This is a genomic window from Escherichia sp. WS1265 (genome assembly GCF_046487585.1).
Classification (GTDB): Bacteria; Pseudomonadota; Gammaproteobacteria; order Enterobacterales; family Enterobacteriaceae; genus Escherichia; species Escherichia coli.
This window is the reverse complement of sequence record NZ_JBJQJE010000034.1, coordinates 1-23,436: the sequence shown is the minus strand read 5'-3', so window position 1 is coordinate 23,436 and position 23,436 is coordinate 1. Positions and strand designations below refer to the sequence as shown.

Genomic DNA, 23,436 nt, shown 5'->3' with positions numbered 1-23,436 from the left:
GCGGGAAACAGGCCGCAGAGGTGGCGGCAGGAGGGAAGACTGCTGCGCCATCAGGCGCAGTTTCCTCACACACCGTCAGGTGTGCAGGGAGCGCAGGTCACGGCGCGACAGGGGCGGCGCGACCGGAACGGTCGCTGCAAGCCGGGTTTTCACGCATCGGACCGTAGCGGCAGCCCGAAACCGCGCCAGCGGGTTCGGCGGAGACTGGCGGGTGCGCCAGCAGCTGCCTGTCGGAGTCGGGCCTGACGACCGGATGCCGCCAGGCAGCCGGGAGCCGAAGTGGGCGCAATAAAAGACAGCCAGAAACGGTGACAGTGTCACGGAATATCACACCTGTTCCCTGCATACAGCCATACACTACCTTCTGACCGGAAAGCCGGGCCGGCAGCGCCGCAGGCGCTGCACCCCGCATTTCCGGCAGGCGTCAGCCTGCCAGGGGTTTTCGCGCGGGCTGACAGGCGGCCTCCACCGCCTGCCCTGTATCACCTGTTTCTGCTGCCCTGAAGGATATAGTGACCACCGAGGAAAACCGCCTGCTGATTCGCCACAAAATCGCAGATTTCATCAACAATCTGCGCAGTGGTGAGCGGTTTCTGCCCCATTTCACGACGCCGCGCATTAATCACGGCTTTGTAATTGCGCAGAATTTCGCGGGTTTCTGTGCTGATATTCATGACATGTGCTCCCCGTCCAGCGCCTGTAACACAACGTCCATTGCTTCGCGTTCTTCCCTGACGAACGCATCACCGTCGCCCCCGTTCTCACTCCCGACGGCATACAGGCGCTTCATTTCACTGCCTGCCAGCGCCAACACTTTTTCCAGCATCACCGCCGGGACTGTCACCTGACGGCTGGCGCGCTTTTCTTCCATCAGTTCACGAACAACGCCGTGAACAACGCTGACATCCGCACCATATTCAAAGGCATCGTCCAGCCGCTGCATGACGGTTTCCAGCTCATCGTCTGTCAGACTCCAGTCCAGGGCTATGTGACGCACATCCCCACGGGTCAGCACTACGGCAAAAACGCATTCACTGTCCGGCACGTCTGTATCCAGCACTTCGCGGATAATTTCTTTAACAGTACAGTACATGTTCTCGTCTCCTTTACAGGGGCGGCATTGCCGCCCCGTCCGTTAATCAGTCCAGAGCCGCGTAAATCGCGTTGCATTCGGGGTGAAATTCGATGTGACGCCACAACTGCGCATCGCGCATCCGGTAAAGCTGGGTCAGTCCTGCATCCCCGCTGTCGTGGTACAGCCACAACTGGCGGTTAATCACAAGGGAAGTCAGAATGATGCCTGCGGCATCAGCACTCACGGTACGGTCAAACCAGTTTGCACCGTTCACCATGTGGAAACGGTCGCCATCCGGCATCATGTAACCGCCACCGTCCGGCAGGCGGATGAAGTGCCAGAAGCCTCCCTGATATTCCGGCATCATTTTTTGCGCCAGCGCGTACACATACGCCTCGGCATACAGAAAATCGTTGCCAAACAGATACGGCAGAAAGGAGAGACGGTCGCACTCTTCAACATTCAGAGTGACAGGTTTCGCATATTGCATGATGTTTTCCTCCGTTGTTCACATATTCCGCGACACCGGGCGGTGCCGTGCCTCCATAAAAGCCGGGCGAACAGGCGGGGATGCAGGGGCGCAAGGGAAGCCGCAGCCTGACGCACACGGCTGACGGGAGTTGCAGGGTGAGACCGCGAAATCTGAGCGGGTGAACGACCGGAAAATCACGGCAGACGGGAAGGAGGGACCGGGTGACCGCAGCGGCGAAGCGTACCCTTGCATCAACGCCAGCCCGGCTAAGATGGAGGCACGGCACAGCCCGCACACGACGCTGAGGCCACATAACTGAAAAACCACAAGGCCATGCCCTGCATGGCCGGGTAAAGCGGAGCCGGCGGCGACTTCCTTTGTGCTCTGTCCGGGGACCGGCAGGAAAAAGGCGGGGATTTACCCCGCCAGTGTCATCATTTCCGGATTTTTGCCAGGGCATCCGCCATGCTGCGGATTTCGGTCCGGGCTTCCCGGACCACCTCCCGCAGAACACCACGGTCAAACCAGCGGCGGGGCGGTTCATCCGGTATACGCAGCACATCGCAGGCCAGCCCACTGGACAGGATATGCTCAATACACTCACTGACCAGATACATTTCCACCGACGAAAAACGTGCTCCCCGGTTCACGATGGCATCGAGCACCACGGGCAGGTTTTCGTCATCTTCATCGAGCCAGCAGGGGTGATCGCTTTCCTTCACGACCAGGCAAAAGCGGCGCGTCTGGCGGGTCAGCAACGTCTGACCGGTGGTGGTCAGCGCCGCACGGATACGCCGCGCATCTTCTGCCACCTGGTAACAGATGCTTCGTACCGCATCGTGCACCGCATCAAGAACAGCCCTGATTTCGTCTTCGGTCAGCCATTCTCCGGCATACGGGAAAGACACCTGCGTTCCGTCTGCCGGAAGTACCGGCAGCGACTGCCACTGACTGCCGGACAGTACCAGTTCCGCCCCGATTCCGGTCAGTCTCTGAATGGCAGAGGCCAGGAGCGGCGGCAGTACGCCGCCGTGACGGTTGATAAGTAACGTCGCCAGCCGGGGCGCATCCAGCCGCACGTAAATGCTGATCCAGCCCGGATACTTCGGGTTCCGCTGGTCAACATCCGTCTCTTCCGGCCAGCCCTGCGCCAGCAGCAGGTTGCGGGCGTGACGACAAATCAGTGCGTTCAGTGTTGTGTTTTCGTTCATGATTAATCGTTCTCCCTGAATCGCCGCCCGGAGGCGGCGATAACATCAGTCGTTTTCGTGTCTGTTGTTTTTCAGCAGGGTGCGGGCCTGATTAATCACCGCCTGACGGCGGGTGACGCATTCCGGGACGGCGAGGCCATGATCCCGGGCGGCCCATTCACGTTTCCACAATGCCTGTTCAGCGGTCTGAATCAGGGACGCCAGCAGTTCAGCAGGGACGGTCACCTGGCGGTTTTCGCTCACGTTATTGATGATCTCCATCGCCACGCCGGAAGAAATACCGGATTCAGTCCGCTGGTCTTCCGGGATGTCCTCCAGGCGCGCCAGGACGGTTCTGATTTCATGATCGGACAGGGAAATATCCATTCCGTCAGCGAGGGCCTGAATCTCTTCCGGGGACCAGATAACCAGCATCAGCGGCATGTCTCCCGGATACTTTACTGCCAGCTCCCGGCATAGCGTTTCGCATGTTCCGTACATTCTCGTCTCCTTCTCAATCTTTAAAGCACGCTTCCAGTTCCAGAATTTCGGTATATGCCTCCATCAGGAGGCGGTTTGCGCGAAACAGCGTCTGACGCACCAGACGTTCCGGCAGGGTGTCGGCATTAAAGCTGTACCGCTGTTCCATCTCATTCATGGTTGTACGCAGGTCGCACATGGCATTGGCCACCTCCGCCACTTCGGCGCGCAGTTTTTCGTGTCCTGCATAGTTCATTTACGCAGCCTCCGGCATAAACCAGTCATCATTCGCGGCCCCCTGCTGCATGGCCCGTTGCACGGCGGCAAGGCGTTGCTGCCCGGCACGGTGATACTGCTCAAGCAGCTCGATACCGATATACCGGCGTCCGGACTGGAGGGCGGCGACGCAGGTTGAGCCGCTGCCTGCAAACGGGTCCAGCACAATTGCGTTCGGGTGTGTGAAGTTCTCAATCAGCGGTTGCAGGCTGGTAACGGGCTTTTCCGTCGGGTGATGGCGATTGCCCGAATATTTCCAGCCCAGCACGTCCGGCAGCGGGTTTTGTGGCAGACGTGGACGGCCTTTTGCCAGGATGTAGGCGCATTCGTGGCGATAGCCCACATATGCGGCCTTCGATGTGTAGTTTTTGGTGAAGACCAGGTGACCAACAACGCTGAATCCCGCATTTTTCCAGGCGGCCATAAAGCGATCGACGCGGTTCCAGCCGTAGAAGCTCACCATTAACGCGTCTTTTTTCAGTACGCGGAACATTTCATTACAGGCCGGTTGCAGCCACTCATCGGTTTTATCGCCGGCGATGGTGCGCCCGGAACGGTCACGGAAACCGACGAGATATGGCGGGTCGGTGAGGATGAAATCAATGGCGTTATCAGGGATACGGGCCATAACATCGATGCAGTTACCGAGGACAAAACGGGACATACCAAACTCCTTCTCTTACAGAGGGCACCGGGAGGGCACCCCTGTGGTGTCCGTTCCCCGCTGCCTGTGGGCTGTTCACCGCGTCCGGTAACGGGTCAGGCCGACCGTGGAATACCGCAGCCGTCGTCTTTCTGACGGCAAGGTTATGCCGCGAAAGCGGCTTGAAGGGCGTTCATCAGAAAAGGGCGACGGGCTGGCGTACACTGTCACCGACGCCAGCCGGGAGCGGTAAAAGCGCCCGTCCCGTGCCCGCCGGACGCGGGACACTGACCACAGGCAGCGTTTATGCCGCGCCGCGTCAGCCGGCGCAGTAAAAAGAGGAGCATGGCGACATCCTTTACCGGAAATAAATATCCTCCGGCATAGCCGGAGGTTTTTCAAATGCGCCTATAAGGCTCTCTTACCAGCCGCGCCCTAACAGGCGCACACGATCTGACATTTGCATCCAACTTCGTTACTTACGGCCCGTAAACGGGCTGCCCGGATAGGGAATCGATAACTGCTCTCCCATTTTATCCTCTTCAAGCTGGTGCTTTATGTAATCCTGTATCTTCGCCGTGTTCTTACCCACCGTATCGACGTAGTACCCTCTGCACCAGAACTCCCTGTTCCTGTATTTGAATTTCAAATCACCAAACTGCTCGTAAAGCATCAGACTGCTTTTCCCTTTCAGATATCCCATAAAGCCGGATACGCTCATTTTGGGCGGGATCTCCACAAGCATATGGATATGATCTGCACAGCATTCAGCTTCCAGAATCCGTACACTTTTCCACTCACACAGCTTTCTCAAAATACTGCCTATTGCTCTACGCTTCTCTCTGTAGAACACCTGTCTTCGGTATTTTGGCGCAAAAACTATGTGATATTTACAGTTCCATCGGGTGTGCGCTAAGCTCTTTTCGTTCCCCATTGGGACCCCCTTTTGATTTCTTGTTTGACACTTGCAGTTGCCAGACCGCAAGGTGTTTTAACAAATCAAAAGGGGTTTTAATAACTGGCTTAAAGCTGAAAGCTTTCCGGAACCCCCAGCCTAGCTGGGGGTTTTCTGTGCACAAAGAAACGGGCGGTTGCCCGCCCGTCTCCGTCATACTTCATCCACCGTAATGCGCCACCTTGTCGACTATCCACGCAGGTCCGGTGACTTCCGGCAGCTCATCATCATCTGTCGGGGAAGACCATTCCAGCTCCCCCCACAGCACATCAACAAGCTCTCCGCGCTCATACAACTGCCAGCCACAGAAATCACAGCCCTGTTCGGCATACCAGTGCTCCAGCGTGCAGCTGAAACGGCGGCTTAATTCTGCAATAACGTCGCTTTCCGGCTGACACCACGGCGTGTCGAAATCAACCTGAATGAAGTTGTCTCCCTGACTACTGATATTCAGGTCATACCCACAAGGCCACTTCACGCCATACCGTTCTGTATACCAGTGATATGCAGAAGGAACACCGTTCAGAACACCGCCGTTAAAGCCATTCACTTCAATATCCAGGCGGGTCGGCAAAACCGTCAGCAGGTCAAACGGCATGGTTTTTTCTGGCAGTACGTTGTCACACAGACGGTTCCACCACACCGATACATCCTCGTTACCCCAGATGTCACACCAGTCACCTCTTTTTGCGGTGAAATGCACAGTGATAGTTTCCCTGACATCATCCGGTAACTCTTCCCAGCGACGCTGTCCAGTACCGCTCTGCAGCCAGAGTTCATGCAGCATCAGGCAGTTTTGCTCATCCAGCAGTACACCGTTCTGCAGGTGTGTCAGCCAGCGGGTGAACGTGATATTTTCCGGTGATACAGCACCACGTCCGGCAGCCGTCACTCCGGGGCACTGCTCAGAGCGGATATTTTCAGTGATCTGCAGAAGTCCGGCACTTCCGGCCAGAAACAGCTGAATACCTTCATTTGTGGCGCGGCGATAAAGCGGTGTGACTGCACCGCTGGCCAGTCGTTTAATCTCAGCGATCTGTGCTGGTTCACCAGAAAAATACATACGATTCGAGCACCAGTTTGGCATGGGAATTCTCCTCTCACATGCGGCCTCCATCAGGCCGTGCCGCACCTGTAACCGGGCGAGCGCATACGAATGCAGGTGCGGCCCCGAAGCCGCAGCGCGTGGAGGAGGAACGACGAAACGTGACCGGGTGAGGAGGCCGGCGACAGCGACACACTTGCATCGGATGCAGCCCGGTTAACGTGCCGGCACGGCCTGGGTAACCAGGTATTTTGTCCACAGAACCGTGCACAAAATGCTGTGGATAAGCTGGACACAGCACTCCACAGCAGGCATACAGCCACACTCTCAGAGAATTGAGCATTTTTTAGTCAGAGCAATGACATTTGACTGTGTGCGGACTCAGTTATTAGAATGCTGTATATGCATACAGCAAAAGAAAAGGGAGATGAGAACATGATCCGCATTGAAATTCTTTTCGACCGCCAGAGCACAAAAAAACTCAAATCAGGCACACTTCAGGCGCTACAGAATGAAATCGAACAACGTCTGAAACCACACTACCCGGAAATCTGGCTGCATATGTGGGAATCCCCGTCCTTCAGAGTGAGGAGCTGTCAACCAGCACTCCATTGACTCAAATGACGGGAAACGCGGAAATCTAAAAATTAAGCCGCACACCCCGAGAAATTTTGCAGGTTTCACGGAGCGAGACTTTTTTAGATCAGGTTTTGCATCTTCACCCTAGCCGCTTTCAGACGGGCCTGTTCACCGTCATCCTGAGAGTGTTCTGGTGAAACTGTACTCTGAAGCCCTCCCAACGCCTTCAGTACCTCTTTTAAATCACCGGAGGAGGGTTTCCAGCCTGTTATCCTGGCAATCTGACTAATGACCTCATCCGCATTCAATTCTCTGGTGAATAGCGCGGTTAACACGGCGGGAATTCGCTCATCAAGCTGATGCATTATCAGGCCGGTTATCAAAGCCTGCCGATATAACTCCCCCCGTTTTTTCCGGGGAACAGTTTCGATTTCAGCCAGTGCAAGACAATCGGCAGAGTCCTCCGGGTGAAGGTAGAGTGAAAGTTTTTTCCTTTCTTCGCCTTCGTACATCGATTACTCCTCCGCTTTGAAGCGTGCAATAGCCTGGACCAGCGCTGTCTGAGGTTCATCCATAAGAACCACCTTTTCGCCAAGGTGGTTCCATGCCTTACGAACAGCATCAGCAATGAGTGCAGCCCCGCCACCGACAATATATACGCGGTTTACGTTTCGATACTGCAGCAAATCATCAACAACTAGCTCGCCCAGTTTATTTATCGCTGTATCAATGGTATCCAGCACCAGATTTAGTTTAGAGACCTCATTTACAACCTGCCCCACAAAATCCAGGTTATTCCTGTTTTTGATCAACTCGTCAGCAATCATTGGACTGGTATCACTGCTGGCCATTTTCAGTGCAGTGAGCGTGGCTTTCGTGACCATTGATACACCAATATCAGGATTACCATGTACAGCCGAAACATCCTCAAACTGGCCAACAATAACCCCGACATCCAGAGTTGTACCACCGAGATCGATAACCAATGATTTTTCGTACTGACCAACGTTGTCAGCAACTAGGCGAGTAAATACAGCCGGGAGTGATTCAGGCATCACTTCAACGCTTTTAATGGTAAAAGTTCCCCCTTTATTCAGGGTGACTTCTCGCATCAGGTTGCGAATTTTTCTCTCAATGTTAAGCGTATTTTTCTGGCAGTCGGCCGTGTAAAACTCGCTGATAGGTAACGTAACGGTGAGATCGATCTCCTGGGGTTCAATGCCACTGTTCAGTAATGCGTGGTGAACTGCCAACACATTTGTATCAGAGTACTGATACTCAATATGAGTCGTGCTGATCGCATCTTCGCTGACCGGGTCGTAGGTATATTTACGGCCATCAAGCAGATAGTTATAAGTACGACTGCTGCCTAAGCCCTCGACTTTCCAGTTATGGCGAAAAGAGTTCACTGATACCGCACTTTTCAGCGTCTTGCCTTCAAACCAGGCAAGTTTCACATTTGTAGAACCATCATCGCAAAAAATTCTCATACCATCTCCATTTATACTCAACTTGAGTATTCATCTTTACACAATAACTACTCACATTAAGTAAATACGCTCATAAACCACAGGTAAGTACTCAAGCTGCGTACTTCACTTGGGCAGTTAACTACTCAATTTGAGCATTATATCATTTATCTTGCAGCAATCTAGCATTTATCTAGCATAAATCTTGCTGCAAGATTGCACACAAAAAAAGAATGCAGCAAGATTGCTGCATCCCGGATTAATAGCCCTGTTTTTCCTTATATGCCTCAACTGCTTTTTCCAGAACTTCCACCAGTTTCAACCCCTCACGCTCTGCGATATCCCGGATCTCTTGGTCGAAAGCAGGTGTGACACGTGTTGCAAATGCCAGCGTCCTGTTTGTTTTTCTGGCAGAACGGCCATCGCGGCGGGTATATACCTCGGTCACTGTTTGCGTAACCACAGGCTCATGGTGCACTGGCGATGAGTCTGCCTGTTGTCTCTGAACATCAGTGGCAGCGACAGCCGGAGCTATCTCAGGCGCATTCAAGCTGGTAGCCACTTCGTCGGGGCCCGGGGGTACCCCCAACCCACTACGGGTTCTTTTAGTTCTAAGTTTTGACGCATCAGCCATTACTCTTCTCCAATCTTATCGATGAGTGCCTGGATAAGTTCATCAGCTCTCTCGTTTAAACCTTTATAACGTGTTTCTGTCACAGCGAGTCCTGAATTCATCGCTTTTCTGTATGCTGGCTTCTCAAAAAGGCATCCAGATAAAGTTTCATAACCTGCTTCACTGATATATGCACGAGCATCCAGCTCTTCCGCTTCGGTACCTACCCGGCTTAAAGCGAAGACCAGTTTTGAACGTGGTATACCTTCTTTTACCAACGCGTTGAAAACTTTAATTGCCGGGACAAGATCGTCAAGGGAGGCTCCCGTTGGCTGGACGATAAGGTCGGCGACCTTAGCAATTTCTGAAGTACCTTTACTTGCACGAGCAGGGCCATCAAGAATCAGAAGGTCAAAATCGCCGGCAGATTCTATCGCCTGCTTTGCTGTTGAAAACACTTCAACGGAAGCAACCGGTGACAAACCAGCTGACAGACGTCTACGATGCCACTCAGCACTCGTTGCCTGTTCCAAGTCGAGATCAGCTAATTTTGTTTTGATACCACAGGCGGATGCTTCACGCGCTAACGCTCTCGCTTTAGTGCTTTTGCCCACACCACCTTTCTGAGAAATAAAACCAACTATCCAGGCCATTTAGCCCCCTTTACTTGCTGCTATCTTGCAGCAAACATCAATATAAACCAGATTGAGGTTAGGTAGAGTAACTCTTCCAGAACAAGATAACAGCTTGCAGCAAGATTGCAACAATAAATAATCTTGCTACTTAGCAGAGTGCTGGAATTGACAGCCGAATACTTGTGTCACGTTAACAATAAAAGAAACCTCATTCAGAATCGCATCGACAGATGAAGCAAGATTGCCGCAAGATTGCAGATAGCATAACATAAACAGAGCGCTAGGCCGTATGTGTACAGCATGATAGCTGCAATCTATTTTATTGCTGCTATCATGCTGAAATATCATTATTAGAATCAGGCAGCCCTCGCCGCAGCCATGTAACTGTGCGTAGCGAGCGAACTGGCGAGGAAGCGTTCCGGCAGATGGCTCTTACGCTCGGCACAAGAAGAGTTTCCCATCCAGGCAAGTACTATGGGTTGTCAGCGCCAGAGATATAAGACTGTTCTGGCCTGAGAACGTGGCCTCTATGAGTTTGGTGCTCTATCTTCCATAGATGAATGCACCAGCTCCCCCTTGACTGAACCGCGAATACGGCTTTTTAACGCCTCTCAAGTTGTTTTATCAGCGCTACCGCATCGGCTTCCGGCATGGCGAACTGCACACGATGACGCGCCGCGACATCCAGCGCAAATACCTTCGTGTAGACCTCCGTTGAGCTGATGGACTTATGCCCCATCAGACTCTGCAGGACCTTCAGCGGTATACCGGCATACAGCATGTGCATCGCATAGGAATGGCGGAACGTATGTGGCGTGACCGGGACAGAGAACGTCACTCCATCAGCGGCAGCGGCGGCAACCGCTTCCCCAATCCAGGTCCTGACCGTTCTGTCCGTCACTTCCCAGATCCGTGCTTTCTCTGTCCTGCCTGTTCGTTTATTACGCCGTTCCATGGGGATTTTCAGTGTGGCCACCATCGTCTGCAGCTGGCTGACGTACCAGGCGTCGGAGAGCGGAACCAGCCGGTGAGTCTGCTGACCGGCGGGCATTCTTCCTGCCGTCCTGGCGGCTTTTTCTGTCCGCTGCTTCAGAGTGGCCAGCTGCACAAACGGATACGGAGGCGTGAGCGAAAAATCCCCCCGCGTCAGCGCCAGTGCTTCATTAATGCGCGCACCGGTGTTCCACAGTGTGGCCAGCAGCATCTTGCGGCGCAGATCCGGCACGTAATGGAGCAGGGCGCTCACTTCAGGGGCCAGCAGGTATTTTGGCAGTTCATCATGAACCATCGACATCTGGCGGAGTGCCAGCGCTGCCGGATAATCGATGGCAACAGGAAGCTGAGCGGCATCCCGGGCATGGTGGATCGGTGCCGGCAGGTACTGCATATCAGTGTTCACTCCACGGGGAAACGTCGGGCAGGTTTTCCACAACACGGTACTTTCCCGGATAACGGAGCTGGTTACCGCCACGCGTCCAGACGGTGACAACAAAACCCCCTCCCTGGTTGTTTTCGGGGAGCAGGCGATCGCACTGCTCACTCAGCATGTGGATCACAAACAGCGCATCGCTGCCGTCTTCAAATACCAGTTCCAGCGCATCGCGGCCATGCAGTGCTCCCTTACTGATGATGACGTACTCAGCCCCCCGCATCTCCCTGAGTAAATGTTTTGCCGCATCCGGGACAAGCAGCCTGGCTGCGCCGGCATTCCAGCTGAGGTAGACATATCCGGCCTGCGCCTGTACAGACTGCCAGTAATCCGTTCCGGCGACAGCCTGACCTTCATTCTCAATAAAAAACATGGGTGACTCCTTTTTTCTTTTCCGGGCAGGGACGGTCATGCGATAACGTCATCCATCATCACTGCCCTTACCGTCACGCCGTCTGATAATATCATGCAGTTATCATCATCACCATGATAACAAGCATCCATATAACCACGCCGTTAAATTACCGGAGAGCCGTTTCCGTCAGATCCGACTTTCCGGAATATCACAACTTTCCGGAAGTGTACCACGCTGAGGAAATAATCATATCGCTGTTTTCCGCCCCTGCGCGGCGCATCAAAGGTCAGGGAAATAACACAACATATAGTGTCATTAGCAGCTGAACGAAATACCACATGTTGTGCTGACGGGATGTAACGCTGTGCGGAGGGAGAGGAAGATCCGTAACCACCAGAAACCGGATCTGCGCAGCGGGGAACGGGCATGCAATATGATAATCAAGCAATTCACATAAAATCATATCAGATATGATTTTCATCATTAAAAATGAAACAATATCTGATATTGTTAGAAATCAAGAGCACACAAATCATATATGATATGATTTTTACCTATCAGAACATTATCAGATGGAGCGTGCAGGATGGATCAGGAAATGACGTTTTCACTCAGCTATGAACAACTGACCCGGTTTGCGGAACGACGCATCCGGGAATGCAATCTGGACAGCCAGGGCGCGATTTATCTCTGCGAGTCAGCCAAAGCCGGAGCCGTGCTGATCTTCTGGCATGAACTGGCCATAAATGGCTATGCCTCAATGAATGCCATAAAGAGACAGGAGCTCATTGACGCCGACTTTCAGCGCCTCAGAAACCTCATCTGGCCGGAGGATGACAGGTAATGACCCAGAGCCGCCGACCGTCTCCACTGCAGCGGAGAGTGCTGATTGTGCTGGCTGCGCTTGATGAAAAACGACCGGGCCCCGTGCTGACGCGGGACCTGGAACGGGTGCTGGAGCGAAGCGGGGAAGCCCCGGTCTACGGGCCAAACCTGCGCGCCTCCTGCCGTCGTCTGGAGGATGCCGGCTGGCTGCGTACCCTGCGCGCTCCAAACCTGCAGCTGGCAGTAGAGCTGACGGACGCCGGCCGGGCCGTGGCACAGCCTCTGCTGCTGGCAGAACAGGACCGCCTCCGGGCAGAACAGCGTGCGGCAGAAGTCGTCGTACTGCCGCTGGTCCCGGCAGCAGGTCTGCCCGCAGACGGCACTTCTGCCACTGATCTGGCGGTGGAGCTGAACGGCATGACGTATCAGGCCTGCCGTGGGGATTTTGTGGTGCGTCTCGACGGCAGCACCTGTCTGCAGTTATGGAATAAAGAAGGCAGGGTGGTACGCCTGGAGGGCGATCCGCTGGAAGTAGCTCAGTGGCTGCAGGCCTGTCACGATGCAGGAATAGAAGTTCGTGTACAGGTAAATGAAAGCGTCACCCCATAAAAACATGCCGGCACGGTTTACACGTCATCCCATGGTGGCAGCCGGTTAACTTTTCTCCGCCACTAGTGGATTGCATGGAGGCAGAGATTGCGGAAATACAGGAGAGTACACTGAAAGAAAAACAAATGCCCCCCCCTCCAGCCCTGCGAGGCCATGCGACCTGTCAGCGATGAGAATGCCGCTGTGCGCAGTCGAAGTGCTCCCGAGGAGAGTTTAGCGATCACCGTACTGACATGGGACATAGAACGATTGCTGGAGCGAAGCGGGGAAGCTTCCCGTAACAACAGACAATGTTACGGGAAAAGTTACAGAACTGAGCCACAAAATATCTCAGTACCTGAGATGCATAAAAACACCGTACATATGTTTCTCAAAAGGGGGATGATCGTTATCCAGCCATTTCGGTGGATCGGTATGCAGAACACCAATCTGCTTCATGCCGGTATGCTGCCTGGATTTTCTCGCGCAGTAATCACTGTCTTCATATCCCATCGTTTCGATGACCACTCTGGCCGTCTTTCCGTCAGGAGCCCTTGCTGTGACAATGAAATCCGGCAGTACATATTTCTTTTCACCATTAACATAAACTTCTGTATCAAACAGGGGTCTTTCCAGACTTAATTCCGGCGTACCTGGCTTTCTTTTAAGCCAGCTGGCCACATTCAGAAGAGCAGTGAGCGTGTTTCGTTCCAGTTTGCTGTCCACAGGAACCGGACATGTCAGTTGATAAAGAGCATGAGCATACCCTTCACTGCAGATGATTCTGCCATCGGCACTCCGGCAAAAAGCAAGAATAACCCAGTAAGGGGGACGTATTCCGCCCTGCGCTTCACCATTAATACTGATCCCCCGCACAGGTCTGATGACCTGAATATTACCGTTCGCCCAGTGAATTTCCACAGCATCACGACAGATGTGCTGCGCCATAAAAATCTGAAAGAACATATGTTTTCTTCTGGCAGGCCAGTGTCGTTCTGAATTCTCCAGCGTTTCCATTAACCGCTCCTGAGACCTTTCAGACATTCCTGGCCGGAAATGGATAATTTCAGATAAGGATCTTCCCCGAATATACTCCTGCTGTAGTGTAACCTGCCGTATGGCATCAAGACACTCACGATAATTAGTCCGGATACGGGGATTAGCCAGGGAATCCAGTTTATTCAGCCCTGCATCTTCAATAAGCGACAGGAGTAAACGGCCAAGGCGCGGACGTTTCTTGCGAACGGAGGAGCGCTCACCATTATGGTAAGCAGAGCGGGTCTGCAGTCTGATAACAGAATTACTGTCATCAGGTGGTAAAAAGTTTCTGTAATTTATACGGGTGCTAACGGGATGCCGGCTTGCTCCGAAGGATGTTTCCTCTTCATTTCCTGATAACTGACGATACATGGGGCATTCAGGTGCATGCTCATGATTAAAACTGGACAGATAAAGAGTACCCGTATTGTTTTTAAGAGCAGCAAAATTCATGGCCGGCGAATCTCCCGGAATACAGTCACACTGTAACCATGCATCATACTCACGCATTTCCCGGAGAAGATCATTGGCCAGGTTATGTTGTGCCATGGTTGCTGGCTTTTTCAGTCCACAGACCGTCTTTACTGCAGTCTCTTCCTCACTGCTAAGCTCCCGAATCACTTTGCCCCGGGGATTCTTCTTTACAAGTATCATTGGCATAATGAAAGCACTCCTTATGTACATGCTTAAACAGTAAGTAAAATATACAAAGAACACACCATGAAACAAAGGCAGAGATGAACTGTGCGCCCCGATATCTTCTTCTGACATCCTTTCAAATGAATTTTTTTATTTATATCATGACAACATTAACGTTAGAGAATATATCAACCATGTTTCGGTCAGGGTTCAGTCGAATATCAATTCGACTGTCACGCCATAACTGTTACCGCCTCGAGTATAAATATTCAGAGAACGGACTTATTAACCATGAAAAATCACCTGACGGAAAATTTACTAATTTATGGATTGTGATATTATTAAAGATTAAAACCAGCCAGCCGAGGTATTTATGGAAAAAAATCAGGAAGAAAGGAAAATCCCCGTCATTGTAGTGAAAAAACGTCGTACCTTTTCGTTACCTTCCTTATCCGAAAAAACAGATATTATCGAATCTGCATTTACTGAACAGGCAGCAGAATCAGCCCCCGTCGGAATAAATTCATCTGCCGTCGAAACACATATCCCCGAAGCACCAGCCAGGAAGAAGAAAAAGAAAAAACGCCGTTTCCCACGTCCCTCCCACTGGACCAGAGAGTATACTCACGAGTGCGTGGAAAAAATAAAGATCCTGTTTCCTCATCTTCGTGCTGAAGGTGGTGGATTTATTCCCCTGAAAATTGGCATAAACAATGATATTTCAGCATTTCTGGCAGAACACCCGGAGACAGAACTGACCATGGACGAATGGCTCTGTGCAGTGTCCTGCATCACATCCCGCCGCGTATATCTGCAGCGGACAGCTGTCGCCGGCGTCCCACGTTATGGCCTGGATGGTCACCCCAAAGGGCAGGTCTCAGACTCTGAAGCACAGAGTGCCGGTCGCAGACTGGCGACATTAGAACAAAAGTGGCTCAGGATGCAGGCACAGCAGGAGAATATTTCTGGGCAATAAACACTCCTGATAACAGGTGGACATTACGTATCAGAAAAAATGGGAAGAGAATGTTATGTGTGATTCAGAAGCGGAGAAGATTTTATTCATCCTGAATAAACATGAACGGGCATACAGATGCCAGTACCCCGTATATATTTTTTTAGCTATAGTATTATGGATTTTACCTATTCTCCTGATTATATACCTGCATTTCTGTATAGGAATCGGTTTCTGTATTGCATGGACAGCATACTACTTTCTTTCGCTTTTCGAGTATTTTGTAAAATACTTCTTTCCTCTCGATCGTGAAGATTTGCTTAACCTGATGGTTCTCGCCAAAGATTCTCCTGATGCGAAACAGGAGCTTCTTGAGCGTCTTTTGTCCGGAAAAAGAATGACCGGGCGGGATGAAATGGATATCAAGCGCATTCTAAAAACAAAGGAAGCACTTGATAACATCAGGAATTTTATTGATAAACAGCAGTTAACGAATAGTGATACTCCGAAGAAAAGCACGGTCCCAAATGAAGATAAAAAAGGCATAAGATGATGATCACAGGAAATGGAATAAACACTGTAACTGTCAATGGAAAAGTGAAACACATCACAGAACTGGATGATATAACACTTTGTTTAGAGTGGACAAAACTACGAGAGGAAAACAATCGTCTTTATGAAATTAATAACCAGGCAAACAGAGGATGGCGTGGTTTCATCCTAAGATTGATAGGGGTTAACCTGCCAGATAAAAGGACTGAGTTTACACAACGTCTCTTATTGACGCGCAAAATTTCGGGTTCGGTCATGAAAAAGTAACATATTCTATGCTGGAACAGACCAATTTTGCATTCGCCGTCCAGGAGTTTGAGGGGAAAGTAGTCAGTGTTTACGCTCAGTCAGGGAAAGTGTGCAATGATAAACAACACGAAAGGAATCGTAGTACATGGGCACCGCGATTCAATATTCAAGGAAAACACAATACAGCAATGTACTTGTACTGTTTCTATTATTCTGGCGATTTCAATAAAGGCACTTGCTCGCGCTCTGTCATTTTCTGAAACTCTTCATGCTGCATTTCGATTTTCCTTCTAAGATCATAACTCGCATACCTGTTCTTTTTATGTATATCTATATCTATTTTTGTGACGAGTTCAAACCACAATGTTCGCACTCCCCAGGCAGCGTTATGAAACATTTCCGCAACGGCTATAGAGTCTGTATTAACTGCTTCGGTCATGTAGTCGCTAATACGTTCAGCGGTAATTTTCGTTATTTCATCGTAATTCATTTTATCTCCTACAAGATTATTTAATTGAATGAAAAATATCTGGCCTGATAATAATGTTCCAGAATTAATATCTGCAGGCTATGTTAAGTTGTCCCCACACACAATCTACCTGTTTTCTCGTGTGTGCCACAGGCGCAATACATAAATAGTCTGGCCATAAAGTTCGTAACGGATTTCGTACTCGCCAGCAAAAATCCGTCTGACCTCCCTGGGTTCAAACTGAAACAACTGTTCTCCCATACGTGGATGAGTTAACAGAATGACCGGTGCCTGTGTCAGGGATTGCACCGTTCTGGCGGCCGCAGGTTTACTGGCCAGCACCAGAAAATCATATAACCGCGCCAAATCAGAAAGCGCCTTACTGGTCCACTTCAGTTCCATCAGCGTGGCACCGGTAACGGATTGTCAGTACTGAGGCTGTCCGCCCAGGCCTGTACAGCCTGATGGTCGATAACCTGTCCGGATGTCACATCGTCCAGGGCTTCCAGCGTCAGGCGATTACGCTCCTCCTCCTGGGCAAGCCATGCAGAAAGCGCCTGTTTGATAACCCAGCCCCGGGAGCGTTCCAGCCTGGCGGCCATCTGGTCGACTTTATCAGCCATAGGTAATGGCACATGCGCGGTAATGACTTTTGTTGCCTGTGCGGTATTGTTTTTCATTTGCATATCCGATTAGTTGTTAATCATATTTAATCATAGTGATTACTTTCAGACGAAACAAGGCAAATAATGCGCGTCAGCGCATGTAAGGCGGCATACGGTGGTTACATGTAGCACAGGTGTGAAACCGCCGAAGCCCGGCGTAAGCCGGTACTGATTGATAGATTTCACCTTACCCATCCCCAGCCCTGCTAAGCCATACCCGTTTTCAGCCATGATAGAGCTTCTGTGCGCGGTCGGAGTGGTCCCGACGAGGGTTTACCCGAAGTCGGGGCGTATCTCCGCGTTAGCGGGCCGAGAGGGCCGCTTACGAGCGTGTATTCAATACGTCCAGCTAGGAGACTGACAGCGACGATGTTATTTAGTTACAACATTCATAATTAAAAGTGATGTTGTTCCCGCCCTTCGGGCGGGGACGGCCTCGCTTTTCAGTTATGAGGGAGGGGCTTTGTGGTTTCAGTTCTGCGCGGAACCGGGGTTTTTCGGGATTTATGTTTGCATGTTGTAACTAAATCGGCTCCGGTTGGGGCCCGCCGCTTGCGGTGGGAGGTGCATATCTGTCTGTCCATAGGACAGGCAGTGAATAGGTTTTCTTTTTAAATGAATATAGTTAGGTAGTTTAAAGGAGATATAAACAGGTGTTTAAAAGATACATTGCACCCTGTAAGGCTGACGGCTGGCGCTTTATGACATGAACGGTTGTAACCTTATGAGGGAGTCCCTTGCAGTTAAATGTGGATAAGCAAAATTACCCGTCTGTGAGGTGTGTTTTGTATCAAAAACAGGGGGAACCGGATGCACCAGAAGGTGAATAGCGAGGTCGTTTTTGTATGATGTGCTGCTTTTTTGTTCGCTGGCAGGCTTCAGGTGTGCGGATGCCTCCGACGCGGGCCGGATTATTCAGAGGAGGTCACTTTCAGGGGGAAGCTGTGGCCAGCCGGCTGTAATTGCGGTTACGTGACAGAATCATGCGCTCCTTCACACGACGCTCCACTTCACGTTTTACCGCCTCACGACTAGCAGTGAAGCGCCCTTCCGCGATTTCGCGCGTCAGCTGCCGTTTCACCAGGGTGACAATATCCTGACGTTCCCTGTCTGCATCACGACGCGCACGGGCACGCTTTATTCCACGGGACTTAAGCTCTGTCTGGTAACTGCGGAAACGCTCACGCACAAAACGCCAGGCTTTCGCTATCAGTTCATCCATACCCAGTGCATCCAGTCCCTGCTTCTTGCGCTGTCTGTTTTCCCATTCCACACGACTGCGGCGCGCGGCGGCCACCGCCTCCTCTGATACATCGAGGGCAGCAAACAGTGCAGATGTGAACGTGATATCGGTCGGAATGTAGCACCCGATAAGCGGGTCATATTCCGTCTGGTAGGTAATCAACCCCAGCTCTGACAGGAACGTCAGGGCCCGGGTGGCCCGGGTGATGGAGAGTTTTCCTGCACCGGACTCTGTCGCCAGTCCGCACTCAATGGCCAGTGTGGTGATGGAACACTGGACGCGGTTGGCCAGCGGGTCATAGTGGAAACACAGCCCCTGCAGCAGCGCATCAATAGCCCGTCGACGCAGCACCGGTGGCATGCGTCGACGCAGACCACGCGAACGGGCATGCGCCACATGAATAGCGAAATCAAAACGGGAGGTGAAGCCCATGGCCTTTTCCATCAGTTTTTCGCAAAACTTCAGCGTTCCGGCACCTTCACGGGGTGTAAACACCGGATTCGGGTTCTTTACCTGGCGGTAATACGTTTGTTGAAGATCAGTCACGCCATCCTGCACTTACAATGCGCAGAAGGAGTGAGCACAGAAAGAAGTCTTGAACTTTTCCGGGCATATAACTATACTCCCCGCATAGCTGAATTGTTGGCTATGCGTTTTTTAGATGGCCCCGGTAATCTTTCTGTACTCGCCAAAGTTAAAGAAGATTATCGGGGTTTTCGCTTTTCTGGCTCCTGTACATCCACATCAGAACCAGTTCCCTGCCACCTTATGGTGTGGCCAGCCATAAAATTCCTTAAACGATAGTAATCTAGCACTGACAGGAAAAACTAGCAAGAATGTGATCCCATCACATCACATCATATTCCGGTAACAGGCCTCTTTCTCGATAAGTCTTTCTATCAACTCTGCCTGAGTTACCCCTTCCTCTGCGCACAGACTGGTAAGGTAGTTTTTCAGTTCTGGTCTGACGAAAACTTTGATCTCTTTACATACAGCTCGTTTGCGCACAGAAGCTGCTCTCTGTCGTTCTGCTTCACTCAAAGGTTTACCCTTTCTGTATGCTCGTTTTGCGCCAGATGAGGAAGTCACTACATTTTCTGTCTGCGACATCTCGCCTCCTCAATTCTCAAACAGGGATCGTTTCGCAGAGGATACTACAGTTTTTTTTAATCAGCGACTTGAAAGTTGTGACGATGATCTGTGTTGGCGCACAAATCATGTCTGATTACGACCGTTTAATGTGATTTTGATGATGAAATGACTGAAAAACAGGAAATGCCTGAACTTGTGTGCCGGCTCCGGGCGGGACCGGCTGTTTCTGGTATATCGGGTGTCTGCCCCTGAAATACCTCACACTTCCGGAAAGCGGGGACTTCCGTCCCCGCCCGGCAGCTTACTTCCGTGCTTCGTAGGCCAGAGTTACCTACACCACTGTATTTCCCCTGTGAATATTCAATTCACATAACCGTTCCCTGAATATCAGTGAAAAACACAACACCGCGGCGCACACGGCGAGCAACCCGATAAGGGCATATTTCGTCATAAACTTTGACCTCTCTGCAAGAACTGTCTCTTATACACAAGTCCCCCCCGGGGATTTGTGATGTCTGTCAGTCTGCTTTAGGGGGGCTCTTTCCATCCGGTACTTTCCTTCCTCCCCGGTAGCCATTTTTTGAACGTTTTCTTCACCCGTTGATCTTCTCTTATATTTCATTTTATTCGGCTCTGTTATGGTACTTTCTGATTGTTATTCATTGGCTAACGAGCAGTTTGGACATGCCCGTCTCGGCGATCAGCATCGTACACGACGCCTTGTGTCACTGGCCTCTTCTCTCGCTCAGCATGCAGGTCTTTCTATTGTGAAATCATCCCAGTCCACTGCTCAGGTTGAAGGTGCGTACCGCCTGATACGTAACCCGTCTGTGTCCCCGCAAGCCATTGCCGAAGCCGGATTTACCGCCACTGTAAGGGCATGTGAGGCTCATCCGCTGCTCCTCGCACTGGAAGACACCACCACCATTAACTTCAGCCACAGTACGGCATCTGATGACCTGGGGAATACCACCACTAACCCGAAGACGCGCGGGCTGCTGGCTCACTCTGTCCTGATGTACGCCCCCGACAGCGCCCTGCCAGTCGGTCTTATCGAACAGCAGCGCTGGAGTCGGGTCACGGACACCTACGGTGTTAAGCACCAGCGAAAAGAACGTCCCTATGAAGAAAAAGAAAGTTACCACTGGCAGCAGGCTTCGGAGCGTATGGCCGAACGCGACGTATCGTCAGCCATTACGAGCGACGCTGGCTGATAGAGGAATACCACAAGGCGTGGAAAAGTGGTGGTACATGGTAAGCGTAAACTGACCGCCGTATGTAGCCATCAGACGAGAATTGGTAACTTAGACGCCCATCTGATATAGACGGACATCTAAGTATGGAATTACAGGACTGGCGAAAAGAACCTCGTAAAAACTATTCGAATGAATTCAAACTTCGTATGGTGGAACTGGCATCACAACCTGGAGCTTGTGTTGCACAGATTGCACGTGAAAATGGCGTCAATGATAATGTTATTTTCAAATGGCTCAGGCTCTGGCAGAACGAAGGGCGTGTTTCGCGGCGTCTTCCGGTAACGACCTCTTCTGACACTGGCGTTGAATTATTACCTGTAGAAATAACGCCGGATGAGCAGAAAGAACCTGTGGTGGCCATTGCGCCGTCTTTATCCACTTCCACTCAGACCAGAGTCAGTGCCAGTTCCTGCAAGGTGGAATTCCATCACGGTAACATGACGCTGGAAAATCCATCGCCAGAGCTGCTCACAGTGTTGATCCGTGAACTGACCGGGAGGGGAAGATGATCTCACTCCCATCAGGTACCCATATCTGGCTCGTTGCCGGCGTTACCGATATGCGTAAATCCTTCAACGGACTGGGAGAACAGGTACAACATGTGCTGAATGATAATCCCTTCTCCGGTCACCTGTTTATCTTCCGTGGCCGACGGGGTGACACCGTCAAAATTCTTTGGGCTGATGCTGATGGTCTGTGCCTGTTCACCAAACGCCTGGAGGAAGGCCAGTTTATCTGGCCTGCGGTACGTGACGGCAAGGTATCCATTACCCGCTCGCAACTGGCAATGCTCCTCGATAAGCTGGACTGGCGTCAGCCAAAAACATCCAGCCGTAACTCACTGACAATGTTGTAAAAAACTCCTGACCGCATTATAAAAACGGTCATGAGTCAGAAATACCTCATTCGCATCGCAGAGCTGGAAAGGTTGCTCTCTGAGCAGGCTGAAGCCCTCCGTCAGAAAGACCAGCAACTGAGTCTGGTTGAAGAGACGGAAGCCTTCCTGCGCTCTGCACTGACACGTGCCGAAGAAAAGATCGAAGAAGATGAACGGGAAATAGAACATCTGCGGGCTCAGATAGAAAAACTGCGCCGGATGCTGTTCGGTACCCGTTCTGAAAAACTGCGTCGTGAAGTTGAACTGGCTGAGGCTCTGCTGAAACAACGTGAACAGGACAGCGATCGTTACAGTGGGCGGGAAGACGATCCTCAGGTTCCCCGCCAGTTGCGACAGTCGCGCCATCGTCGTCCGTTACCGGCACACCTTCCCCGTGAAATACACCGCCTGGAGCCAGAAGAAAGCTGTTGCCCGGAGTGTGGCGGTGAGCTGGATTATCTGGGGGAAGTCAGCGCTGAACAGCTGGAACTGGTTAGCAGTGCCCTGAAAGTGATCCGCACAGAACGGGTAAAAAAAGCCTGTACAAAATGTGACTGTATTGTTGAAGCACCGGCGCCGTCCCGCCCGATAGAGCGTGGTATCGCGGGCCCCGGATTACTTGCCCGCGTGTTAACGGGAAAATACTGCGAACATCTGCCACTGTATCGTCAGAGTGAAATCTTTGCCCGCCAGGGTGTCGAACTGAGCCGGGCCTTACTCTCCAACTGGGTTGACGCGTGCTGCCAGTTAATGACACCGGTGAATGATGCCCTGTACCGTTATGTAATGAACACCCGCAAGGTTCACACTGATGACACACCGGTAAAGGTACTGGCACCGGGTCAGAAAAAGGCGAAAACAGGGCGTATCTGGACGGTAAGCGTCAACGGAGCACCGTATTGACGCTTATTTATTGGTGAGTACTACGTTCCATGGCAGGAGTTCATCAACTCGGTTGGAAGGCCATTCCGGCAGTACGCTCAGGATATGGCGCAGATACGCTTCCGGATCGATACCGTTCAGACGGCAGGTGCCGATCAGCCCGTACAACAGTGCTCCACGCTCGCCGCCGTGATCGCTGCCAAAGAACATAAAGTTTTTCTTTCCGAGACAGACTGCACGAAGCGCTCTTTCCGCAGCATTATTATCCGCCTCCGCCAGACCGTCATCACTGTAATAACAGAGGGCATCCCACTGATTCAGTACATAGCTGAACGCTTCGCCCAGTCTGGATTTTTTCGACAGCGTACCATTCTTCTCCACCATCCATTCATGCAGCGACGTCAGTAACACTTTGCTTCGCTGCTGCCTGACGGCAAGACGCTCTGACTCCGGTAATCCCCGTATTTCATCCTCGATGGCGTACAGTTCACTGATTCGCTTCAGGGCTTCTTCTGCCGTCGCACTTTTGCTGCTGATGTATACATCGTGGATTTTTCGCCGGGCATGGGCCCAGCACGCAACTTCTGTCAGTGCACCACCTTCACGTTCTGCACTGAACAACCTGTCGTAACCTGTGAACGCATCCGCCTGCAGGATACCCCGGAAGGGGCGGAGGTGTTGCTCCGGGTGTTTCCCCTGCCGGTTCGGCGAGTACGCGAACCAGACCGCTGGAGGAGATGACGAACCCACATTGCGATCATCCCGGACATACGTCCAGAGTAAGCGTCGTCTCAGCACCGTCTGGCAGATCCTGAAATTCCTGAAAGAATAGTGGACACCAAATATGGTGGACGCTATCCATGAAATCATTAACCGCAGTGCGTAAAAAA

32 protein-coding genes and 5 pseudogenes are annotated in these 23,436 nt (G+C 51.6%); 11 read left to right on the top strand and 26 right to left on the bottom strand.

The window, feature by feature from the left end; all coding sequences use genetic code 11:
- A pseudogene (locus tag ACJHX3_RS23720) lies at positions 1 to 151 on the top strand (hypothetical protein); the annotation flags it as partial.
- Here the strand turns inward: ACJHX3_RS23720 and ACJHX3_RS23715 are convergent.
- The 17 genes from ACJHX3_RS23715 to ACJHX3_RS23635 form a co-directional block, all read right to left on the bottom strand.
- Positions 98 to 412: a hypothetical protein gene (locus tag ACJHX3_RS23715; protein WP_001434357.1), complete on the bottom strand. Its 315-nt coding sequence runs from the start codon at positions 410 to 412 to the stop codon at positions 98 to 100. The pseudogene ACJHX3_RS23720 and the gene ACJHX3_RS23715 overlap by 54 nt on opposite strands.
- Positions 413 to 482: 70 nt before the next feature.
- Positions 483 to 674: a hypothetical protein gene (locus ACJHX3_RS23710; RefSeq protein WP_001027495.1), complete on the bottom strand. Its 192-nt coding sequence runs from the start codon at positions 672 to 674 to the stop codon at positions 483 to 485.
- Positions 671 to 1,093, bottom strand: a complete 423-nt coding sequence (locus ACJHX3_RS23705; RefSeq protein WP_016247907.1) for a DUF1380 family protein — start codon at positions 1,091 to 1,093, stop codon at positions 671 to 673. Before ACJHX3_RS23705 ends, ACJHX3_RS23710 begins: the two co-directional genes overlap by 4 nt.
- A gap of 46 nt (positions 1,094 to 1,139) precedes the next feature.
- Positions 1,140 to 1,565 carry an antirestriction protein gene (locus ACJHX3_RS23700; RefSeq protein ID WP_001198928.1) on the bottom strand — a complete coding sequence of 142 codons (426 nt, stop codon included), beginning with the start codon at positions 1,563 to 1,565 and terminating at the stop codon, positions 1,140 to 1,142.
- A gap of 416 nt (positions 1,566 to 1,981) precedes the next feature.
- The gene (locus tag ACJHX3_RS23695; RefSeq protein WP_206310325.1) at positions 1,982 to 2,758 is read right to left on the bottom strand and encodes a hypothetical protein; all 777 of its coding nucleotides are present in this window, start codon (positions 2,756 to 2,758) and stop codon (positions 1,982 to 1,984) included.
- Between the two features lie 45 nt (positions 2,759 to 2,803).
- On the bottom strand, positions 2,804 to 3,238 hold the full coding sequence (locus tag ACJHX3_RS23690; protein WP_000274500.1) for a DUF1380 family protein: 435 nt from the start codon (positions 3,236 to 3,238) through the stop codon (positions 2,804 to 2,806).
- A 13-nt stretch (positions 3,239 to 3,251) separates the two neighbouring features.
- A complete protein-coding gene (locus tag ACJHX3_RS23685; protein ID WP_001104881.1) occupies positions 3,252 to 3,473 on the bottom strand; it encodes a hypothetical protein in 222 nt (73 codons plus the stop codon).
- Positions 3,474 to 4,157, bottom strand: coding sequence for a DNA methylase (locus tag ACJHX3_RS23680; protein WP_000086147.1), 684 nt, complete (start codon positions 4,155 to 4,157; stop codon positions 3,474 to 3,476). It lies immediately after the preceding gene.
- 75 nt (positions 4,158 to 4,232) lie between these two features.
- Positions 4,233 to 4,538 carry a hypothetical protein gene (locus ACJHX3_RS23675; protein ID WP_032158327.1) on the bottom strand — a complete coding sequence of 102 codons (306 nt, stop codon included), beginning with the start codon at positions 4,536 to 4,538 and terminating at the stop codon, positions 4,233 to 4,235.
- Positions 4,539 to 4,611: 73 nt separating this feature from the next.
- Positions 4,612 to 5,070 (bottom strand): IS200/IS605-like element IS200C family transposase, encoded by a 459-nt coding sequence (tnpA, locus tag ACJHX3_RS23670; RefSeq protein WP_000526135.1) that lies wholly within the window; start codon positions 5,068 to 5,070, stop codon positions 4,612 to 4,614.
- 181 nt (positions 5,071 to 5,251) lie between these two features.
- Complete coding sequence (locus ACJHX3_RS23665) at positions 5,252 to 6,154, bottom strand: DUF1281 domain-containing protein (protein WP_151285576.1); 903 nt, start codon at positions 6,152 to 6,154, stop codon at positions 5,252 to 5,254.
- Between the two features lie 680 nt (positions 6,155 to 6,834).
- On the bottom strand, positions 6,835 to 7,227 hold the full coding sequence (locus tag ACJHX3_RS23660) for a plasmid partitioning/stability family protein (protein ID WP_000272884.1): 393 nt from the start codon (positions 7,225 to 7,227) through the stop codon (positions 6,835 to 6,837).
- Positions 7,228 to 7,230: 3 nt separating this feature from the next.
- Entirely contained in the window at positions 7,231 to 8,205 is a 975-nt protein-coding gene (parM, locus tag ACJHX3_RS23655) for a plasmid segregation protein ParM domain-containing protein (protein WP_001217836.1), read from the bottom strand.
- Positions 8,206 to 8,443: 238 nt separating this feature from the next.
- Positions 8,444 to 8,818: a hypothetical protein gene (locus ACJHX3_RS23650; RefSeq protein WP_000752652.1), complete on the bottom strand. Its 375-nt coding sequence runs from the start codon at positions 8,816 to 8,818 to the stop codon at positions 8,444 to 8,446.
- The gene (locus ACJHX3_RS23645; RefSeq protein WP_000312331.1) at positions 8,818 to 9,450 is read right to left on the bottom strand and encodes a ParA family protein; all 633 of its coding nucleotides are present in this window, start codon (positions 9,448 to 9,450) and stop codon (positions 8,818 to 8,820) included. Before ACJHX3_RS23645 ends, ACJHX3_RS23650 begins: the two co-directional genes overlap by 1 nt.
- 583 nt (positions 9,451 to 10,033) lie before the next feature.
- Complete coding sequence (locus ACJHX3_RS23640; RefSeq protein WP_001581781.1) at positions 10,034 to 10,819, bottom strand: site-specific integrase; 786 nt, start codon at positions 10,817 to 10,819, stop codon at positions 10,034 to 10,036.
- 1 nt (position 10,820) lies between these two features.
- Complete coding sequence (locus ACJHX3_RS23635; protein WP_016247903.1) at positions 10,821 to 11,234, bottom strand: hypothetical protein; 414 nt, start codon at positions 11,232 to 11,234, stop codon at positions 10,821 to 10,823.
- 568 nt (positions 11,235 to 11,802) lie between these two features.
- On the opposite strand from ACJHX3_RS23635, the gene ACJHX3_RS23630 reads away from it, so the two are divergent.
- Positions 11,803 to 12,060: a hypothetical protein gene (locus ACJHX3_RS23630; RefSeq protein ID WP_000371888.1), complete on the top strand. Its 258-nt coding sequence runs from the start codon at positions 11,803 to 11,805 to the stop codon at positions 12,058 to 12,060.
- The gene (locus tag ACJHX3_RS23625; RefSeq protein WP_001825143.1) at positions 12,060 to 12,650 is read left to right on the top strand and encodes a hypothetical protein; all 591 of its coding nucleotides are present in this window, start codon (positions 12,060 to 12,062) and stop codon (positions 12,648 to 12,650) included. Before ACJHX3_RS23630 ends, ACJHX3_RS23625 begins: the two co-directional genes overlap by 1 nt.
- Before the next feature lie 330 nt (positions 12,651 to 12,980).
- On the opposite strand, the gene yagA is transcribed toward ACJHX3_RS23625, so the two are convergent.
- Positions 12,981 to 14,327: a protein YagA gene (gene yagA, locus ACJHX3_RS23620; protein WP_024261879.1), complete on the bottom strand. Its 1,347-nt coding sequence runs from the start codon at positions 14,325 to 14,327 to the stop codon at positions 12,981 to 12,983.
- Between the two features lie 352 nt (positions 14,328 to 14,679).
- On the opposite strand from yagA, the gene ACJHX3_RS23615 reads away from it, so the two are divergent.
- Genes ACJHX3_RS23615 through ACJHX3_RS23605 form a run of 3 tightly spaced genes read left to right on the top strand, consistent with a single transcriptional unit; the run spans position 14,680 to position 16,080 of the window.
- The gene (locus ACJHX3_RS23615; RefSeq protein WP_109538334.1) at positions 14,680 to 15,282 is read left to right on the top strand and encodes a ProQ/FINO family protein; all 603 of its coding nucleotides are present in this window, start codon (positions 14,680 to 14,682) and stop codon (positions 15,280 to 15,282) included.
- A 55-nt stretch (positions 15,283 to 15,337) separates the two neighbouring features.
- Positions 15,338 to 15,814: a hypothetical protein gene (locus ACJHX3_RS23610; protein WP_016247898.1), complete on the top strand. Its 477-nt coding sequence runs from the start codon at positions 15,338 to 15,340 to the stop codon at positions 15,812 to 15,814.
- Positions 15,814 to 16,080, top strand: coding sequence for a hypothetical protein (locus tag ACJHX3_RS23605; RefSeq protein ID WP_000627831.1), 267 nt, complete (start codon positions 15,814 to 15,816; stop codon positions 16,078 to 16,080). Before ACJHX3_RS23610 ends, ACJHX3_RS23605 begins: the two co-directional genes overlap by 1 nt.
- Positions 16,081 to 16,348: 268 nt before the next feature.
- Here ACJHX3_RS23605 and ACJHX3_RS23600 read toward each other — a convergent pair.
- From ACJHX3_RS23600 to tap, 5 genes and pseudogenes are all read right to left on the bottom strand, one after another.
- Positions 16,349 to 16,552: pseudogene (locus tag ACJHX3_RS23600) on the bottom strand (hypothetical protein); the annotation flags it as partial.
- A gap of 105 nt (positions 16,553 to 16,657) precedes the next feature.
- A complete protein-coding gene (locus ACJHX3_RS23595) occupies positions 16,658 to 16,933 on the bottom strand; it encodes a type II toxin-antitoxin system RelE/ParE family toxin (protein WP_094321821.1) in 276 nt (91 codons plus the stop codon).
- The gene (locus tag ACJHX3_RS23590) at positions 16,933 to 17,217 is read right to left on the bottom strand and encodes a CopG family ribbon-helix-helix protein (RefSeq protein WP_001178089.1); all 285 of its coding nucleotides are present in this window, start codon (positions 17,215 to 17,217) and stop codon (positions 16,933 to 16,935) included. Before ACJHX3_RS23590 ends, ACJHX3_RS23595 begins: the two co-directional genes overlap by 1 nt.
- A gap of 910 nt (positions 17,218 to 18,127) precedes the next feature.
- Positions 18,128 to 18,985 (bottom strand): incFII family plasmid replication initiator RepA, encoded by an 858-nt coding sequence (gene repA / locus ACJHX3_RS23585; RefSeq protein WP_016247895.1) that lies wholly within the window; start codon positions 18,983 to 18,985, stop codon positions 18,128 to 18,130.
- Positions 18,978 to 19,052 carry a RepA leader peptide Tap gene (tap, locus tag ACJHX3_RS23580; protein WP_071604205.1) on the bottom strand — a complete coding sequence of 25 codons (75 nt, stop codon included), beginning with the start codon at positions 19,050 to 19,052 and terminating at the stop codon, positions 18,978 to 18,980. Before tap ends, repA begins: the two co-directional genes overlap by 8 nt.
- Positions 19,053 to 19,100: 48 nt before the next feature.
- On the opposite strand from tap, the gene ACJHX3_RS23575 reads away from it, so the two are divergent.
- Positions 19,101 to 19,226, top strand: coding sequence for a replication protein RepA (locus tag ACJHX3_RS23575; protein ID WP_072024155.1), 126 nt, complete (start codon positions 19,101 to 19,103; stop codon positions 19,224 to 19,226).
- 65 nt (positions 19,227 to 19,291) lie between these two features.
- Here ACJHX3_RS23575 and ACJHX3_RS23570 read toward each other — a convergent pair whose 3' ends face one another.
- Both ACJHX3_RS23570 and ACJHX3_RS23565 read right to left on the bottom strand, forming a co-directional pair.
- Positions 19,292 to 19,549, bottom strand: a complete 258-nt coding sequence (locus ACJHX3_RS23570; protein WP_016247894.1) for a replication regulatory protein RepA — start codon at positions 19,547 to 19,549, stop codon at positions 19,292 to 19,294.
- A gap of 313 nt (positions 19,550 to 19,862) precedes the next feature.
- A complete protein-coding gene (locus ACJHX3_RS23565) occupies positions 19,863 to 19,982 on the bottom strand; it encodes a Hok/Gef family protein (protein WP_071604197.1) in 120 nt (39 codons plus the stop codon).
- Between the two features lie 187 nt (positions 19,983 to 20,169).
- On the opposite strand from ACJHX3_RS23565, the pseudogene ACJHX3_RS23560 reads away from it, so the two are divergent.
- The 4 genes and pseudogenes from ACJHX3_RS23560 to ACJHX3_RS23545 form a co-directional block, all read left to right on the top strand.
- Positions 20,170 to 20,709: pseudogene (locus ACJHX3_RS23560) on the top strand (transposase DNA-binding-containing protein); the annotation flags it as partial.
- Between the two features lie 161 nt (positions 20,710 to 20,870).
- A complete protein-coding gene (gene tnpA, locus ACJHX3_RS23555) occupies positions 20,871 to 21,296 on the top strand; it encodes an IS66-like element accessory protein TnpA (RefSeq protein ID WP_016248009.1) in 426 nt (141 codons plus the stop codon).
- The gene (tnpB, locus tag ACJHX3_RS23550; RefSeq protein ID WP_016248149.1) at positions 21,293 to 21,643 is read left to right on the top strand and encodes an IS66 family insertion sequence element accessory protein TnpB; all 351 of its coding nucleotides are present in this window, start codon (positions 21,293 to 21,295) and stop codon (positions 21,641 to 21,643) included. The genes tnpA (ACJHX3_RS23555) and tnpB overlap by 4 nt, the downstream gene beginning before the upstream one ends.
- Before the next feature lie 30 nt (positions 21,644 to 21,673).
- Positions 21,674 to 22,540: pseudogene (locus tag ACJHX3_RS23545) on the top strand (IS66-like element ISEc23 family transposase); the annotation flags it as partial.
- A gap of 30 nt (positions 22,541 to 22,570) precedes the next feature.
- Here the strand turns inward: ACJHX3_RS23545 and ACJHX3_RS23540 are convergent.
- Positions 22,571 to 23,326, bottom strand: a pseudogene (locus ACJHX3_RS23540) (IS66-like element ISEc23 family transposase); the annotation flags it as partial.
- Positions 23,327 to 23,436: the final 110 nt, after the last annotated feature.

Coding starts and splice junctions, on each gene's coding strand:
- ACJHX3_RS23575 (WP_072024155.1), top strand. CDS start 19,101: ATGGCCCCGGTAATCTTTCTGTACTCGCCAAAGTTAAAGAAGATTATC.
- ACJHX3_RS23650 (WP_000752652.1), bottom strand. CDS start 8,818: ATGGCTGATGCGTCAAAACTTAGAACTAAAAGAACCCGTAGTGGGTTG.
- ACJHX3_RS23710 (WP_001027495.1), bottom strand. CDS start 674: ATGAATATCAGCACAGAAACCCGCGAAATTCTGCGCAATTACAAAGCC.
- ACJHX3_RS23630 (WP_000371888.1), top strand. CDS start 11,803: ATGGATCAGGAAATGACGTTTTCACTCAGCTATGAACAACTGACCCGG.
- parM (WP_001217836.1), bottom strand. CDS start 8,205: ATGAGAATTTTTTGCGATGATGGTTCTACAAATGTGAAACTTGCCTGG.
- ACJHX3_RS23610 (WP_016247898.1), top strand. CDS start 15,338: ATGTGTGATTCAGAAGCGGAGAAGATTTTATTCATCCTGAATAAACAT.
- tnpA (WP_016248009.1), top strand. CDS start 20,871: ATGGAATTACAGGACTGGCGAAAAGAACCTCGTAAAAACTATTCGAAT.
- ACJHX3_RS23715 (WP_001434357.1), bottom strand. CDS start 412: ATGCGGGGTGCAGCGCCTGCGGCGCTGCCGGCCCGGCTTTCCGGTCAG.
- ACJHX3_RS23640 (WP_001581781.1), bottom strand. CDS start 10,819: ATGCAGTACCTGCCGGCACCGATCCACCATGCCCGGGATGCCGCTCAG.
- ACJHX3_RS23570 (WP_016247894.1), bottom strand. CDS start 19,549: ATGTCGCAGACAGAAAATGTAGTGACTTCCTCATCTGGCGCAAAACGA.
- ACJHX3_RS23660 (WP_000272884.1), bottom strand. CDS start 7,227: ATGTACGAAGGCGAAGAAAGGAAAAAACTTTCACTCTACCTTCACCCG.
- ACJHX3_RS23595 (WP_094321821.1), bottom strand. CDS start 16,933: ATGGAACTGAAGTGGACCAGTAAGGCGCTTTCTGATTTGGCGCGGTTA.
- ACJHX3_RS23705 (WP_016247907.1), bottom strand. CDS start 1,093: ATGTACTGTACTGTTAAAGAAATTATCCGCGAAGTGCTGGATACAGAC.
- ACJHX3_RS23635 (WP_016247903.1), bottom strand. CDS start 11,234: ATGTTTTTTATTGAGAATGAAGGTCAGGCTGTCGCCGGAACGGATTAC.
- yagA (WP_024261879.1), bottom strand. CDS start 14,327: ATGCCAATGATACTTGTAAAGAAGAATCCCCGGGGCAAAGTGATTCGG.
- ACJHX3_RS23605 (WP_000627831.1), top strand. CDS start 15,814: ATGATCACAGGAAATGGAATAAACACTGTAACTGTCAATGGAAAAGTG.
- ACJHX3_RS23665 (WP_151285576.1), bottom strand. CDS start 6,154: ATGTATTTTTCTGGTGAACCAGCACAGATCGCTGAGATTAAACGACTG.
- ACJHX3_RS23685 (WP_001104881.1), bottom strand. CDS start 3,473: ATGAACTATGCAGGACACGAAAAACTGCGCGCCGAAGTGGCGGAGGTG.
- ACJHX3_RS23690 (WP_000274500.1), bottom strand. CDS start 3,238: ATGTACGGAACATGCGAAACGCTATGCCGGGAGCTGGCAGTAAAGTAT.
- ACJHX3_RS23615 (WP_109538334.1), top strand. CDS start 14,680: ATGGAAAAAAATCAGGAAGAAAGGAAAATCCCCGTCATTGTAGTGAAA.
- ACJHX3_RS23695 (WP_206310325.1), bottom strand. CDS start 2,758: ATGAACGAAAACACAACACTGAACGCACTGATTTGTCGTCACGCCCGC.
- ACJHX3_RS23700 (WP_001198928.1), bottom strand. CDS start 1,565: ATGCAATATGCGAAACCTGTCACTCTGAATGTTGAAGAGTGCGACCGT.
- tnpA (WP_000526135.1), bottom strand. CDS start 5,070: ATGGGGAACGAAAAGAGCTTAGCGCACACCCGATGGAACTGTAAATAT.
- ACJHX3_RS23645 (WP_000312331.1), bottom strand. CDS start 9,450: ATGGCCTGGATAGTTGGTTTTATTTCTCAGAAAGGTGGTGTGGGCAAA.
- ACJHX3_RS23565 (WP_071604197.1), bottom strand. CDS start 19,982: ATGACGAAATATGCCCTTATCGGGTTGCTCGCCGTGTGCGCCGCGGTG.
- ACJHX3_RS23680 (WP_000086147.1), bottom strand. CDS start 4,157: ATGTCCCGTTTTGTCCTCGGTAACTGCATCGATGTTATGGCCCGTATC.
- ACJHX3_RS23625 (WP_001825143.1), top strand. CDS start 12,060: ATGACCCAGAGCCGCCGACCGTCTCCACTGCAGCGGAGAGTGCTGATT.
- tnpB (WP_016248149.1), top strand. CDS start 21,293: ATGATCTCACTCCCATCAGGTACCCATATCTGGCTCGTTGCCGGCGTT.
- ACJHX3_RS23590 (WP_001178089.1), bottom strand. CDS start 17,217: ATGCAAATGAAAAACAATACCGCACAGGCAACAAAAGTCATTACCGCG.